The organism is Rhodopseudomonas julia, assembly GCF_030813515.1.
In the GTDB taxonomy this organism is placed as follows: domain Bacteria; phylum Pseudomonadota; class Alphaproteobacteria; order Rhizobiales; family Afifellaceae; genus Afifella; species Afifella julia.
The window spans coordinates 1,196,186-1,209,804 of sequence record NZ_JAUSUK010000001.1 but is presented as its reverse complement, the minus strand read 5'-3'; the positions used below and the strand labels follow the sequence as shown (position 1 = coordinate 1,209,804).

The window sequence follows — 13,619 nt, the reverse complement described above, 5'->3', positions numbered from 1 at the left end:
CGCCGCAATCGAGCGAGGCTCGGCGATCGAGCACGTCAGGAAGACGCGCATATGTTCATTATCATGAAATTTGATGGGCGCGCAAACCCGAGAAATGAACGATTTTGCGGCAGAGTTTGAGCGCGTTTCCGGGTTCCTGCGGGTGGAGGTCGAGGGCGTGGTGCCGAAGCTGTTTCCCAGAAAGCAGAAATCCCATATTGTGTTCATCGTGATGAAAAAGAAAGCGCTCAACTGATGGGTTCGAACCCGCGCGAAGCCTTGGCCGTCCAGGAGTTGGAGAACGAGCCGGGTGAAGAGGACCGTTCGCTCGGTTCTGCGGTCCGCGAAGCACGTCGTGCCCGCGGCCTGTCGCTGAAGCAGGTCGCCGACGGCGCCGGCATCTCGGTCGGTCTCCTAAGCCAGATCGAGCGGGGCATTTCTTCGCCCTCCGTGCGGGCGCTGAGGGCGATCTGCAACGTGCTCGAAATGCCGGTCTTCACGCTCTTCGGTGACATGGAGGCGAAATCCGAGCTCGAAGCGCGACGCATCGTTCGTGCGGCTGAGCGCCGGCAGGTCGATTTCGGCGCCAAGGGCATGGTCAAATCCTTCCTGACGACGAACGAGGAAGGCGCGCTCCAGATGATGGAGATCGTCCTGGAGCCCGGCGGCGGCTCGGGCGAGGAAGCCTACAGCCATGAAGGCGAAGAGACGGGTCTCGTCCTTGAAGGTCGCCTGGAGCTCTTCGTCGACGGCAGTGTCTACCGTTTGAAGGACGGCGATGCCTTCGCCTTCGAAAGCCGCCTGCCGCACCGCTTCCGCAATCTCGCGGAAGGAACGACGCGCATTCTCTGGGTCACCACGCCGCCGGTCTGGTGAGGGCGCGAAGACGGATCGCCAAGCCTGTTGCCCCCCGGGAGAGGGCGACGTTCGCTTGGCCAAATCTTTCGGGAACTTAATCCTGTCTCCACAAGATTGCCTTTTCTGAGGCGTTGGTGACGCCGCGGCAGCATAAGCCGCACCGCCGGCGATCGCCGACTTCACCCGAGGCGGGCCGGTGCAGCGAGACCTTAAGGAGGATCCCTCATCATCAAGATGACGCGGATACGGCCGGTGGCGCAACCCTGCGCCCCTGGGCGGGATCTGGCGGAGGATCGAAGCCATGAACGATAAAACGGCCCCACAGCCCTCTGAAAGAAAACCGGAGGGCGAGGCTCCGGCTGAGGCACCCGTGCCGCAAACCGATCTCAAATCCGGGCTGACGAGCGATGCGGCCCAAGAGCGGCAGACAAAGTTCGGCGAAAACGCCATCAGCGAAGAGAAGACGAGCCCCCTCCAGCGCCTCATGCGCTATTTCTGGGCGCCGATCCCGTGGATGATCGAGGCGGCGGCAATCCTCTCCGCGGCGCTTGGTGACTGGGCCGATTTTGCCATCATCATCACCATGCTCCTCGTCAATGCGGCCGTGGATTTCTGGCAGGAGCGCAAGGCAGGTAATGCCATCGAGCTTTTGAAGGAGAGCCTTGCGCTCACTGCCCGCGTCCTGCGCGACGGCACCTGGCAGACGCTGCCAGCGAAGGAATTGGTCCCGGGCGATGTCGTGCTTTTGCGCATCGGCAATGTCACGCCCGCCGACATCCGGCTCGTGGCCGGCGATTATCTGAGCGCGGACGAGGCGGCGCTGACGGGTGAATCCATGCCGGTCGACAAGGCGGTCGGCGATACCGCCTATTCCGGTTCCGTCGTCAAGCTCGGCGAGATGACGGGCGTTGTGACGGCGACCGGCATGAACACCTATTTCGGCAAGACGGCGCAGCTCGTCGCCTCTGCCGAGACCCGCTCGCATTTCCAGCGAGCGGTGCTCTCTATCGGGAATTTCCTGATTCTGACGACGCTCGCCCTCGTCGCCGTCATCGTGCTCGTTGCCGTCTTCCGCGGCACGCCCTTCTGGGAGACCGTGCAATTCTCGCTCATCCTGACGGTGGCGGCGATCCCGGTGGCTTTGCCGACCGTCCTGTCGGTGACGATGGCGGTCGGTGCGGAAAAGCTCGCCCGTATGAAAGCGATCGTCTCGCGCCTCGTGGCGATCGAGGAATTGGCCGGCGTCGATGTCCTTTGCGTCGACAAGACCGGCACCTTGACGATGAACGCGCTCACCGTCGCCGACATCGTCCCCGAACAGGGGGTGGAGGCGGCCGACGTGATGCTCGCCGCGCAGCTTGCAAGCAACGCCAATGATCCCGATCCGATCGACAAGGCGGTGCTCGCTGCCGAAGGGCCGGCCGCCGCTGAAGACTACGTGATCGGTGATTTCACGCCCTTCGACCCGGTGTCGAAACGCACCATGGTGGAGACGACGTTAGGCGATCGCAAAATCGCCTTCTCCAAGGGCGCGCCCCAGGTCATTCTCGATCTCGCCATGCCGCCGGCGGAGATCCGTGCGCGCATCGAGGCAGAGGTGGACCGCCTGGCCGACGAAGGCTACCGCGCCCTCGGCGTGGCGCGCCGCGAGGGTGACGCCTGGCACTTGCTCGGCCTCGTCTCGATTTTCGATCCGCCGCGCGAGGATGCGGCCGCGACCATCGCCGAGACCGGTCGAATGGGCCTTGGCGTCAAGATGATCACCGGCGATCATGAGGCGATTGCTCGCCAGATCGCGGGCAAACTCGGTCTTCGTCGCAATATCCGCTCGGCCGACGCCGTCTTTGCCGATGGCAGCGACGGCGAGGTCAGCGACCGCATCGAACAGGCCGACGGCGTCGCCCGCGTTCTGCCCGAGCACAAATTCAAGATCGTGCGCGCCTTGCAGGATCGCGGCCATATCGTGGCGATGACCGGCGACGGCGTGAACGATGCCCCCGCCTTGAAACAGGCCGATGCCGGCATCGCGGTAAGCGGAGCGACGGATGCGGCGCGTGCCGCGGCCGATGTCGTGCTGACGAGCTCGGGTCTCGGCGTCATCGCCTCGGCGATCGAAGAGGCGCGGCGGATCTTCGAACGTATGACGAGCTACGCCACCTTCCGCATCGCCGAGACGATCCGGGTGCTCGTGTTCATGAGCCTGTCGATCCTGATCTTCGATTTCTATCCGGTGACGGCCGTCATGATCGTGCTTCTGGCGGTCCTGAACGACTTCCCGATCATGATGATCGCCTATGACAACGCCAATGTCGCCGAAAAGCCGGTGCGCTGGAACATGCCGCGTGTGCTCACCATCGCAAGCTGCCTCGGTCTTCTGGGCGTGGCCGAAACCTTCCTGCTCTTCTGGTACGTCGACACGGTCATGCATTTGCCGCGCGAGGTCATCCAGACGGTGATCTTCCTGAAGCTTCTCGTCGCCGGCCACCTGACACTCTACGTCACGCGCAACCAGCGCTGGTTCTGGTCGAAACCTTTCCCGAGCCTCAGGCTGTTCCTGACGACGGAGGCGACGCAGATCCTTGGCACGCTGGTGGCCGTCTACGGCATCTTTGTTGCGCCGATCGGCTGGACCTATGCGCTGGGCGTGTGGGCCTACGCGCTTGCATGGCTTCCGATCGAGAGCGCGATTGCGATCGCCTTGCGTCGCGCCCTCGACATGAAGGCTGCGCATCAGGCGAGCCATTTGGCGCGGACGGAGGGTCGCCTCGCCGGGCGCTGAGCGGCGCTGCCATGTGTTGCACGCCCGCCTCGCTCGCTCTTGCTTGTGGTGATAAGAATGTGATCTCTCTCGACAAATGCCCGTTCGGTCACATCTTCGCCTTGAAGCGATGGCCATCCGCGCGGGGTTGCAGGTGAGGCACTTTACCCGCACCGCGCGGCCCGCCGGCCACCACGGCCTGCTCCGTTTTCCCGGGCGGGGCCCTGCCGGCCGAAGGCGTAAGAAGGAGAAAGAATTGCCGCATAGGATGTTTGAGAAAAGCCGCGGGGTGGCCGTGCGGCTTCCGGCCGCTGCTGCGCTTGCCTTGGCGTTGGCCGCCTGCACGACGACCCGACCCGCACAGCCCGAAGGCCCGCGCGTCGATCAGAGTTACGTTCGCATGTATGGGCCGGTCCAGGATGATGGCTGGAACGTCCAGGCAATTGACGTGTCGAAGGTCGATCCGCGCTATCTGCGCCAGATTGTCGATTACAATTCACCTTATCCGGCCGGCACCATCGTCGTCGATCCTTACGAGCGCTTCCTCTATCTCGTGATGGAGAACGGCAAGGCGATGCGCTACGGCGTCGGTGTCGCCCGTTCAGGAATGGAATTTGCCGGTAAGGCTGAGGTTGCGCGCAAGGCCGAATGGCCGCGGTGGACGCCGACGCAGGCGATGATCAAGCGCGAGCCCGAGAGATACGGCAAGGTTGCCGACGGCCTCGATGGCGGCATTTCCAATCCGCTCGGTGCGCGGGCGCTTTATCTTTATAAGAACGGTCGCGATACGCTCTACCGCATTCACGGAACCAACGAGCCCTGGTCGATCGGCAAAGCCGTTTCCTCGGGCTGTATCCGACTGTTCAACCAGGACATCATCGATCTCGCCAGCCGCGTCCCCCCGGGTTCGCGCGTCGTCGTGTTGGATCGCTCGCAGTCCGGTCAGGGAACGGTGCCGAATGGCCCGATGGCTGCGGGACCTCAGTCAGGCGCCGCGGTGACGGGAGGGCTGAGCTGACATGCTGGATCGCCGCCATTTCGTGACGCTGGCCGCGGGCGCGGCCGGCTTGGCGCTGCTACCGGGCTTCGCGCGGGCACAGACGGGTTTGACCGTAGAGGAAGTTCTCTCCGATCCGACCGCCCCCGTGCGCGGCAATTCGGATGGCGATGTGACCCTGGTCGAGTATTTCGACTACCAATGCCCGGCCTGCAAGGGCAGCCATGACGAGGTGATGCGAGCGGTCGAAAAGGACGGCAAGGTGCGCCTCGTCATGAAGGACTGGCCGATTTTCGGCGAGGCCTCCGTCTACGCGTCGCATCTGGTTCTCGCCGCCGTGCCGAGCGGTGGGTACGCCCATGCCCAGGAAGCGCTCTTGAACACGAAGGGAGCGCTCACCCGTCAGGCGGTCGAGACGACGCTGGAGAAGGCCGGGCTCGATGTGGAGACCCTCCGCAGTGCCTACCGCGAACGCAAAGGCGAGATTGACGCGCTCATTATGCGCAATTCGCATCAGGCCGAAGCCTTCGGCTTTCCGGGCACCCCGGCCTTTGTTGCCGAGACGACGCTTTATCCCGGCGTGATGGACGAAAAGGCGCTGCTGGAAGCCTTTGCCAAGGCCCGCGGCTGAGGCGTTTTCAAGCGGCCTCTTTCCGCCCGCGGCGGGGAGAGGTGCTCAGCGGGTGCTGTACTCTTCGATCAGCGCAGGAAACTCCTCGGGCGTTGGGAAATGCTCGAAACTGTGCTTCGCCGGCGTTGTGACCCAGTCGAGCTTTTCGGCCGTGCAGGTTTCGAGAAAGGGTTCCAGCTCGCTGGTGTCCTCGAGCATCGTGCTGCGGACATTGATGATTTCGCCCATCACCTCCGGAAAGCGCGTGAACACCCAGCTCATGCAATGACCGCAGAACGAATGGTCGAGCCCCTTCATCTCCCGCGCGCCGCCGATGACCGGTTCGCCGGAGAGAAGTCTAAATCCCTCGACCGGCACCGCCATGCTCAGGGAAAATGCGCTCGCGCTCATCCGCTGGCATCCCTTGCAGTGGCACGCCGTCGTGATGATCGGCGGTGTCGTGATTTCGAAGCGCAAGCGGCCGCAGCGGCAGGAGCCCTGGCGCGTTTTCCAATCTGTCGAAGTCATGCCCGTCGCCTTTCAAAGGGGTGTCGAGAGTGTGGCAGGCCGGCAGCAGGGGTAAGGGACGTCCAGGAGGGAGCTCCAGGCCTTTGACTCTGCAATCGGCCTGCCTTGCTGATTGCGGATCGTCTGCGATGAAGATGGCAGGAGCCGCGGAAAAAAGCACCATCATGAAGGCGACGTTCGCCGGGATGAGGATAACTGTACGACGGTCGCGTGGGCTGTTGCGAAACGCCTGCCCCCAGCGCCGTCCGGGCGGGCGACACCACTGTCAGCCATTGTCGGAGGACGCAGATCATGTCAGGAGCTTTGCCAACGAAGAGGCTAAGACATGACCATCCGCTTTCACGAAGGCGATCTGCCGGATCTCTCCAATTACGGCGAATTCGTCGCGATCGACACCGAGACGATGGGGCTGCGGCCCGGCCGCGACCGGCTCTGCGTCGTTCAGCTTTCGCCGGGAGACGGCACGGCCGATGTGGTGCGTATCGCCCAGGGCCAGGACGAGGCACCCAATCTGACGGCGCTGATGGCCGATCAGGAGCGTACCAAGATCTTTCATTATGCCCGCTTCGATGTGGCGGCTTTGCGCTACGCCTTCGGCGTGATCACGACCCCGGTCTGGTGCACGAAGATCGCCTCCAAGCTCGTGCGCACTTACACCGACCGGCACGGCCTCAAGGATCTGGCGCGCGAGCTCCTCGGTCTTGAATTGTCGAAGCAGCAGCAGAGCTCCGATTGGGGGGCCGACACGTTGAGCGAAGCGCAGCTGCAATATGCGGCGGCCGACGTTCTCCATCTCCACGCCATGCGCGAGGTTCTCGTAGAACGGCTGACGCGCGAGCATCGGCTGGAGCTCGCCGAAGCCTGCTTCCGTTTCGTGCCCGTGCGCGCCGAGCTCGATTTGCTCGGTTGGGAGGATTCGGATATCTTCGCGCATGCCTAAAGGTTGGCGCCCGCCCAAAAATCACCATGTTGGACGGCATGAAGTGTGGCGACCCCGACACCAGAAGGTGAATTGATGGCAGCTGCGACAGCAACCGCGACGGCGCAGCCGCAGATTTTCGGGCGCCCCCGGCTTTCTGCGCGCGAAAAGGCGTTTCGCAAGGCGAAGCGTCACTCCGCCTTTGTGCGTTTTATGCGCGTTTTTCTGCCGGTGGGTGGCGTTGCTGGCATCGCGGTCATTGCGCTTGTCGGGCAGTTCTCGAGCGATGAGCAGTTCGACCTGTCGATCGCCAAGACGACGATCGCCAAGAACGCCATCATCATGGACAATCCGAAGCTCACCGGCTTCGATCGCTACGATCGGGAATTCCGTCTGGAAGCCGATCGAGCCATCCAGAAATTCACCTCGTCCGATGCTGTGACGCTGGAAAATATCACCGCGCATATCGATTCGCCCGGCCGCGGGCCGGTCGCGATCGAGGCCGTTACGGCCGATTTCGACAATGCGAAGGGCGATCTTCAGATGGGCGGCAACATCGTCGTCGATTCCGCCGATGGTTACGGCCTGACGCTGACCGGCGCACAGATCGACACCAAGAGTGGCACGCTCAAATCCGACAACCCCGTCTCGATCACCTATCAGGATAGCGAAACGACCGGGAATTCGATCGACGCGACCGATGGCGGTCAGCGCATCATTATCCAAGGCAATGTGCGCACGCGCATCATGCCGCCGAAACGTGGCCAAGCGGCGGCCGTCAATTGAGGTCTTTGCTGATGTCTTTGCGGCTTATGGCGCTTCTCGCCGCGCTTTGCGTTCTGCCTTTTGTGGCGACGGCGCAGGCGCAGGATTTCGGGGAAACCTTCTCCGGTTTCTCCTCAAACTCCAACGATCCGATCATGGTGGAAGCCGATCGTTTGGAGGTGCGCGATAACGACAAGGTCGCGATCTACAGCGGCAACGTGAAAGTGCGCCAGGCCGAAACCGTGCTGGAGACGGCCAAACTGACGGTCCATTACTCCGGCAACCCGACTGACAGCCTGAATGGCAGTGGTGGCGGTGCAGGAAATGGCGGCAAGCCGGCCTCGAACGCCTCGGCAACGCCGGGCTCCTCCATCACCCGGATCGAGGCGGAAGGCGGCGTCCTCGTCACCTCCGAAAATCGCACCGCGACGGGCGACCGGGCGGATTTTGAAATGGCCACCGATATGGTCACCCTCTACGGCAATGTCGTTCTGACGGAAGACGACAACGTGCTGCGCGGAGAAAAACTCATCGTCAATTTGAAGACCAAGAAGGCTCAGATGCAGGGCGGCCGCGTGCAGACAATCCTCGCGCCGGGGTCTTCCGGTCAAAGCGGACAGTAACGGAGCGATGCTGATGCGCCGCGCCGCGAAGGGCGCCCCCGCCGAAACCGAGGCTGAGGGGCGTTCGCGACGAAGTCTCTTTGGCCTGTCGCGCAAACCCGGCCGCTCAAACGACGGGGCAGCCTCCACCGCAGAAGCCGATGATTTCGAGGGCGATAGAGGGATGGCCGGCGAGGGCTCCGGAGGCTCCGAACCCCTCAATCGCGAAGGCTGGCTCGTCGCAAGCGGGCTCAGACGGTCATTCAAAGGCCGCACCGTCGTAAAGGACGTGTCTCTCGCCGTTCGCCAGGGAGAAGCCGTCGGGCTTCTCGGGCCAAACGGGGCCGGCAAGACGACGGTCTTCTATATGATCACCGGCCTGATCCGTGCCGAAGGTGGCCGCATCGAACTCGAAGGCTACGACGTGACGCGTCTGCCGATGTATCGGCGCGCGCGCCTGGGCATCGGGTATTTGCCGCAGGAAGCCTCGATCTTCCGTGGCCTCAGCGTCGAAGACAATATCCTCGCCATCCTCGAAGTGGTGGAGCCCAACCGCAAGAAGCGGCTGCAGGAGCTCGATTCCCTGCTTGAAGAATTCCATATCGGGCATCTGCGCAAATCGCCCGCGATTGCGCTTTCCGGCGGCGAACGCCGGCGCTGCGAGATCGCGCGGGCATTGGCGAGCCGTCCTGCCTTCATGCTGCTGGATGAACCCTTCGCCGGCATCGATCCGATCGCCGTCGGCGACATTCAGTCGCTGGTGCGCCATCTCACCTCGCGCGGCATCGGCGTCCTCATCACCGACCACAATGTGAGGGAGACGCTGGGGCTCATCGATCGCGCCTACATCATCCATTCCGGCGAGGTTTTGACGGAAGGAAGCCCCGACGCGATCGTCGCCAATCCAGAGGTGCGACGCGTTTACCTGGGCGAGCACTTCCGGCTTTGACACGCTCCAAAAGCCGGTTAAGCTTCCCTTGCAAGGAACGGGCCAGCTGCCTCCTCTGAAGGTCATTTGAAGGGCATCGGCAGGGTGTTGGCGTCTGGCCTCAAGGCGTGGGGCGTCAACGATGAACATGTCGGCGAGACTTCAGCTCAGGCAGTCGCAGTCCCTGGTCATCACGCCGCAGCTCATGCAGGCGATCCGTCTCCTGCAAATGTCTGCGCCGGAGCTCGAAGACTTCATCGACCGCGAGATTGAAGAAAACCCGCTGCTTTCGCGCGACGAGAGTGGTGAGGGAAGCGTCGATACGGGAGATCGCGCATCCGAAGGCGCTGGGGAAACCCAAGAGGCAGCCACCGCGGAGAGCGCGGGCGGAGACCTCACTGCAGAGGCGGCAGCCACGTCTGCCAGCGACGCTGACGTTGCCCGTGAGGATCTTTACCCCGACGACGACCGCAGTCTTTCCGGTTCGAGCGATTTTTCACGCGCCGGCAGCCGCGACGCTTCCGAATTTCCCGACGAAGACAGTTATGCGGCCTCCGCACCCACCCTTCTTGCGGTTCTCGAGCAGCAGATCGACACGGTTTTTCAAGGCGCCACGGACCGTATGATCGCGCTCACCCTCCTGGGCGAGATCGACGAGGCCGGGTATCTGCGGGCCGAGCCGGAAATGCTGGCTGCGAACCTCGAAGTGACCTTGGAAGATGTGCTGCGCGTTCTCTCCCGCTGCCAGAGCTTCGAGCCGGCCGGCGTCTTCGCCCGCTCGCTCAAGGAATGCCTGAAGATCCAGTTGGCCGAGTTTGATCGTTACGATCCGGCCATGGCGGCGCTCATCGACAATCTTGAGCTTCTCGCCACGGGCAACCGGGCTGCTTTGTGCAACGCCTGCGGCGTCGATATGGAAGACATGATCGAGATGATCGCCGAGGTGCGAGCGCTCGATCCGAAGCCTGGGATGCGCTATCTGAGCGAGCCTGTGGCGCTGCTGGTGCCGGACATCGTCGTCAGGCCGGGACCGGAGGGTGCCTGGCTGATCGATCTCAACGATGCGGTTCTGCCGCGCCTTCTCATCGATCGGCGCTACCATGCCGAGGTGAAGGGTCGCCGCCGCGATCAGGCGACGGAAAAGTTTCTCTCCGAATGCCTGCAGAAGGCGACCTGGCTCGAAAAGAGCCTCGATCAGCGCGCTCGCACGCTGCTTGCCGTATCGGCGGAGATCGTGCGCTGGCAGGACCGCTTTTTGCACGACGGGGCGGCCTATCTGAAGCCTTTGACGCTGCGAATGGTGGCCGACGAGATCGGCATGCACGAATCGACGGTGAGCCGCGCCGTAGCCAACAAGGCAATGGCGACGCCGCGCGGCATCTTTCCGCTCAAGGCCTTCTTCTCCGTCGCGCTCGCTGCGACGGATGGGGGCGATTCCCATTCCGCCGAGGCGGTGCGCCAGCGCATTCGCGTCCTCGTCGCGGGGGAAGGCGATCGCGTCCTCTCCGATGATCAGATCGTGGCGATCCTGAAAGACGAGGGCATCGTCATCGCCCGCCGGACGGTCGCCAAATACCGTGAAGCGATGGGGATACCCTCATCCGTGAACCGCCGCCGCATGCAGCGCCAGAAACTCGCATCCTGAAAGGGTTGATGTGGCTTCGGCGGCTGGTTCCCTCACCGGATGAGACGCTCTAGCCCTGCGCCGTGGCCTCTTCGACAGCTTTCTCGGTTGCCGTCACCACCTCTTGTTCCTGCGGGGGCGGGTCGCCCTCGCCCCAGACGAGCTTCTTGTATTTGAAGCCTCTTTCGAGCGTCGGCTTGACGATGGCGAAATAGGGGGAGAGGTCGAAATCGCGTGGCGCGAACAGCGAATGATGGCGGATGAAATAGATCTCGCGCCGTCTTGCGCCCATACCCCAGCGACGCTTCTCCTCCGTGCGGATGATCGGCAGGATGGGATAATGCACGCGCTGATAAGCCTCCGCGATCAGCGAGGAGCAGATTGCGCGGGTCGGATCGCCCGACCCGAAGGCGATCGCCCGGCGCCGCCATCTCGCCGGCAGCGGCAGAGGAAAGAAATAGCGCAACAGGTCGAAGATGTTCTTCATGTCATAGGAGAGGCCGAGCTTCGAAATCATGAAGCGCGTCACCTCCTCGCGATCGGCCGATGACAGCCCGACCGGTCGGCAGATGCGGATGTTGTAGGTGTCGTAGCGCGACAAGGGCAGGGAGATGCAGCCCTCGCCGACATCGACCTCGATGAGGCAATGCGGTTCGCCATCATCTTCTGTTTTGCCCGGGATATCGCCGACATAGAGCGCGGAATGCGACCAGGTCGAGGTGGTCAGGTATTTGATGACCTGGGAAATATACTCCCGCCCCTCGACGAGGATGATGTCGCCGGGCTTCAGAACTTTGCGCAACGCCGTCGCATCGAAAGCCGCGTACGGTTCATAGTCGCGCGTTTCGGTGCGCAGCCAGCCTGCGAGGACGTGCCCCGTGCGCTCCAGAAAGGTATCGGCTTGCTGCGTCATGCTCTGCCAAGAAGAAATATCCAGACCCGCTTGGTCAAGAGGCTCTTGAACTTGCGGCGACTGGCGCTCTTGCGCATGCGACGATTGCGCGCCATGGAGCGGAGGAAAGGATCCCCATGCTGATCAATATGCAGCGCCGCCTTCGCTTCTCCGAGCTGGGAGAGAAGGAGATACTGGCCCTCGCCATCTCTGCGGAGGAGGAGGACAGCCAGATCTACAGCACCTATGCGGAACGTCTGAAAGACGAATTTCCGCAGACGGCGGCGATGTTTGCAGCGATGGGCAAGGAGGAGGACGGCCACCGGCGCCTGCTCATCGATCATTTCCGTGCCGCGTTTGGGGATACGATCCCGCTTATCCGCCGCGAGCATGTGGCGGGCTTCATGCGAAGGCGCCCGGTCTGGCTCGTCGCCAATTTGAGCCTCGACCGCATCCGCAGCGAAGCGGCTGCGATGGAAGAGGAAGCGCGCAACTTCTATCAGAAGGCGGCCGCGCGTACGGCGCATGCCGAGACGCGCAAGCTCTTGGGCGATCTTGCCGTGGCCGAAGGCCACCACATCGCAACCGCAGAGCGGCTGGAGGCGGAATATCTGCCCGCGGAGGCGCGCTCGGAAGAGGACCGGGCAGCCCATCGCCGCTTTGTCCTGACCTATGTGCAGCCTGGCTTGGCGGGATTGATGGACGGGTCGGTCTCGACACTCGCGCCGATCTTTGCTGCCGCCTTCGCCACCCACGACACCTCGCAGACCTTCCTCGTCGGCCTTGCCGCGGCGATCGGGGCGGGCATCTCCATGGGCTTTACCGAGGCTGCGAGCGACGACGGTGCGCTGACCGGCCGCGGTTCGCCGTTGAAGCGGGGGATTTCTTCGGGCGTCATGACGGCGCTCGGCGGCCTTGGCCATGCGCTTCCCTATCTCATCCCGCATTTCTGGACGGCCACGGCCATCGCCTTTGTGATCGTGATTGCGGAATTGTGGGCGATCGCCTGGATCCAGCAACGCTGGATGGATACGCCCTTCTGGCGTGCCGCGTTGCAGGTGATTTTGGGCGGTTCTCTGGTCTTTGCCGCTGGTATCTTGATCGGCAACGCCTGAACTGGCCGGGGTCCGTGAAGGCCCGAGATCCGCTCTTTCCGTGCTGCACTTTGTCGCACACGGCGCTATGTCTCGCGCCAAGCGCTTGCGGAGAGGATCCAGTTTCATGCCCAACATCGACAAGGCCGGGACATTCACGCTCGGCAGCCATACGGTCAAACGTCTCGGATATGGCGCCATGCAGCTCGCGGGCCCCGGAGTTTTCGGCCCGCCGAAAGACCGGGATGCAGCGGTCGCAGTGCTGCGGCAGGCGGTGGAGGCGGGCGTCGACCACATCGACACCAGCGATTTTTACGGACCGCACGTCACCAACGACATCATCCGCGAGGCGCTCCACCCCTATGCGGACGATCTCGTCATCGTCACGAAGATCGGTGCCCGCCGCGACGCCAAGGGCAATTGGCTGCCCGCCTTCTCGCCTGAGGAGCTGCGCCAGGCCGTCCACGACAACCTGAAAAATCTGAGGTTGGAACGGCTCGAGGTCGTCAATCTTCGGCTCATGTTCGCCGAAGGCCCGGCCGAGGGTTCGGTGGAGCCAGAGCTCAGCGTTCTTGCAAAGATGCAGGAAGAGGGCCTCGTGCATCACATCGGGCTCAGCAACGCCACATCTGCCCAGGTCGCGGAGGGCCGCAAGATCGCGGAGATCGTCTGTGTCCAGAACCTCTACAATCTCGCTCACCGTTCCGATGACGAGCTGATCGACGAACTGGCGAAAGACGACATTCCTTATGTGCCGTTCTTTCCGCTCGGCGGCTTCACGCCGCTGCAGTCCTCGTCCTTGAGCGCGGTCGCAGAGCGTCTCGGCGCAACGCCGATGCAGGTGGCGCTCGCCTGGCTCCTGCAACGCTCGCCCAATATCCTTCTCATTCCCGGCACCTCCTCGCTCAAGCACCTTGAGGAGAACCTCGCGGCGGCCGAGCTTCACTTGCCGCAGGGAGTGCTTGAGGAGCTGGAGGACGTCGGCAAGGCGGGTTGAAGGCGTGCCGTATAGTCAAGACCGCCGCCAGTATCCGCCGCCCGGTCGGCGTCTGGCGGCGCTGCTAC

At 63.0% G+C, this 13,619-nt stretch carries 14 protein-coding genes; 12 read left to right on the top strand and 2 right to left on the bottom strand.

Features of this window, described 5'->3' with window-relative positions; translation table 11 throughout:
* Window positions 1-73 precede the first annotated feature (73 nt).
* From J2R99_RS05625 to J2R99_RS05605, 5 genes are all read left to right on the top strand, one after another.
* Window positions 74-235, top strand: coding sequence for a hypothetical protein (locus tag J2R99_RS05625; protein ID WP_307153477.1), 162 nt, complete (start codon window positions 74-76; stop codon window positions 233-235).
* Complete coding sequence (locus J2R99_RS05620; RefSeq protein ID WP_307153476.1) at window positions 235-855, top strand: cupin domain-containing protein; 621 nt, start codon at window positions 235-237, stop codon at window positions 853-855. Before J2R99_RS05625 ends, J2R99_RS05620 begins: the two co-directional genes overlap by 1 nt.
* 283 nt (window positions 856-1,138) lie before the next feature.
* Window positions 1,139-3,616 carry a plasma-membrane proton-efflux P-type ATPase gene (locus tag J2R99_RS05615; protein WP_307153475.1) on the top strand — a complete coding sequence of 826 codons (2,478 nt, stop codon included), beginning with the start codon at window positions 1,139-1,141 and terminating at the stop codon, window positions 3,614-3,616.
* Between the two features lie 247 nt (window positions 3,617-3,863).
* On the top strand, window positions 3,864-4,613 hold the full coding sequence (locus J2R99_RS05610; protein ID WP_307154155.1) for a L,D-transpeptidase: 750 nt from the start codon (window positions 3,864-3,866) through the stop codon (window positions 4,611-4,613).
* A 1-nt stretch (window position 4,614) separates the two neighbouring features.
* Entirely contained in the window at window positions 4,615-5,223 is a 609-nt protein-coding gene (locus J2R99_RS05605; RefSeq protein ID WP_307153473.1) for a DsbA family protein, read from the top strand.
* Between the two features lie 45 nt (window positions 5,224-5,268).
* On the opposite strand, the gene J2R99_RS05600 is transcribed toward J2R99_RS05605, so the two are convergent.
* Entirely contained in the window at window positions 5,269-5,730 is a 462-nt protein-coding gene (locus J2R99_RS05600; protein WP_307153472.1) for a GFA family protein, read from the bottom strand.
* 325 nt (window positions 5,731-6,055) lie between these two features.
* On the opposite strand from J2R99_RS05600, the gene J2R99_RS05595 reads away from it, so the two are divergent.
* The 5 genes from J2R99_RS05595 (at window position 6,056) to rpoN (ending at window position 10,589) form a co-directional block, all read left to right on the top strand.
* Entirely contained in the window at window positions 6,056-6,670 is a 615-nt protein-coding gene (locus tag J2R99_RS05595; RefSeq protein ID WP_307153471.1) for a ribonuclease D, read from the top strand.
* A 75-nt stretch (window positions 6,671-6,745) separates the two neighbouring features.
* Window positions 6,746-7,435, top strand: coding sequence for an LPS export ABC transporter periplasmic protein LptC (gene lptC, locus J2R99_RS05590; protein WP_307153470.1), 690 nt, complete (start codon window positions 6,746-6,748; stop codon window positions 7,433-7,435).
* Between the two features lie 11 nt (window positions 7,436-7,446).
* The gene (locus tag J2R99_RS05585) at window positions 7,447-8,037 is read left to right on the top strand and encodes an LptA/OstA family protein (RefSeq protein WP_307153469.1); all 591 of its coding nucleotides are present in this window, start codon (window positions 7,447-7,449) and stop codon (window positions 8,035-8,037) included.
* A 13-nt stretch (window positions 8,038-8,050) separates the two neighbouring features.
* Entirely contained in the window at window positions 8,051-8,965 is a 915-nt protein-coding gene (lptB, locus tag J2R99_RS05580; RefSeq protein ID WP_307153468.1) for an LPS export ABC transporter ATP-binding protein, read from the top strand.
* Window positions 8,966-9,086: 121 nt separating this feature from the next.
* Window positions 9,087-10,589, top strand: coding sequence for an RNA polymerase factor sigma-54 (gene rpoN / locus J2R99_RS05575; RefSeq protein WP_307153467.1), 1,503 nt, complete (start codon window positions 9,087-9,089; stop codon window positions 10,587-10,589).
* Between the two features lie 49 nt (window positions 10,590-10,638).
* Here rpoN and J2R99_RS05570 read toward each other — a convergent pair whose 3' ends face one another.
* On the bottom strand, window positions 10,639-11,481 hold the full coding sequence (locus J2R99_RS05570; RefSeq protein WP_307153466.1) for a C40 family peptidase: 843 nt from the start codon (window positions 11,479-11,481) through the stop codon (window positions 10,639-10,641).
* Window positions 11,482-11,597: 116 nt separating this feature from the next.
* Here J2R99_RS05570 and mbfA point away from each other — a divergent pair, with 116 nt between their 5' ends.
* Window positions 11,598-12,575, top strand: coding sequence for an iron exporter MbfA (gene mbfA, locus J2R99_RS05565; protein ID WP_307153465.1), 978 nt, complete (start codon window positions 11,598-11,600; stop codon window positions 12,573-12,575).
* Between the two features lie 106 nt (window positions 12,576-12,681).
* Window positions 12,682-13,551, top strand: coding sequence for an aldo/keto reductase family oxidoreductase (locus tag J2R99_RS05560; RefSeq protein WP_307153464.1), 870 nt, complete (start codon window positions 12,682-12,684; stop codon window positions 13,549-13,551).
* Window positions 13,552-13,619: the final 68 nt, after the last annotated feature.

What these genes read in the sequence shown, in the direction of transcription:
- J2R99_RS05610 (WP_307154155.1), top strand. Translation starts at nt 3,864, where the DNA reads ATGTTTGAGAAAAGCCGCGGGGTGGCCGTGCGGCTTCCGGCCGCTGCT.
- J2R99_RS05600 (WP_307153472.1), bottom strand. Translation starts at nt 5,730, where the DNA reads ATGACTTCGACAGATTGGAAAACGCGCCAGGGCTCCTGCCGCTGCGGC.
- J2R99_RS05620 (WP_307153476.1), top strand. Translation starts at nt 235, where the DNA reads ATGGGTTCGAACCCGCGCGAAGCCTTGGCCGTCCAGGAGTTGGAGAAC.
- J2R99_RS05615 (WP_307153475.1), top strand. Translation starts at nt 1,139, where the DNA reads ATGAACGATAAAACGGCCCCACAGCCCTCTGAAAGAAAACCGGAGGGC.
- J2R99_RS05625 (WP_307153477.1), top strand. Translation starts at nt 74, where the DNA reads ATGGGCGCGCAAACCCGAGAAATGAACGATTTTGCGGCAGAGTTTGAG.
- J2R99_RS05570 (WP_307153466.1), bottom strand. Translation starts at nt 11,481, where the DNA reads ATGACGCAGCAAGCCGATACCTTTCTGGAGCGCACGGGGCACGTCCTC.
- lptB (WP_307153468.1), top strand. Translation starts at nt 8,051, where the DNA reads ATGCGCCGCGCCGCGAAGGGCGCCCCCGCCGAAACCGAGGCTGAGGGG.
- rpoN (WP_307153467.1), top strand. Translation starts at nt 9,087, where the DNA reads ATGAACATGTCGGCGAGACTTCAGCTCAGGCAGTCGCAGTCCCTGGTC.
- J2R99_RS05560 (WP_307153464.1), top strand. Translation starts at nt 12,682, where the DNA reads ATGCCCAACATCGACAAGGCCGGGACATTCACGCTCGGCAGCCATACG.
- J2R99_RS05595 (WP_307153471.1), top strand. Translation starts at nt 6,056, where the DNA reads ATGACCATCCGCTTTCACGAAGGCGATCTGCCGGATCTCTCCAATTAC.
- J2R99_RS05585 (WP_307153469.1), top strand. Translation starts at nt 7,447, where the DNA reads ATGTCTTTGCGGCTTATGGCGCTTCTCGCCGCGCTTTGCGTTCTGCCT.
- lptC (WP_307153470.1), top strand. Translation starts at nt 6,746, where the DNA reads ATGGCAGCTGCGACAGCAACCGCGACGGCGCAGCCGCAGATTTTCGGG.
- mbfA (WP_307153465.1), top strand. Translation starts at nt 11,598, where the DNA reads ATGCTGATCAATATGCAGCGCCGCCTTCGCTTCTCCGAGCTGGGAGAG.
- J2R99_RS05605 (WP_307153473.1), top strand. Translation starts at nt 4,615, where the DNA reads ATGCTGGATCGCCGCCATTTCGTGACGCTGGCCGCGGGCGCGGCCGGC.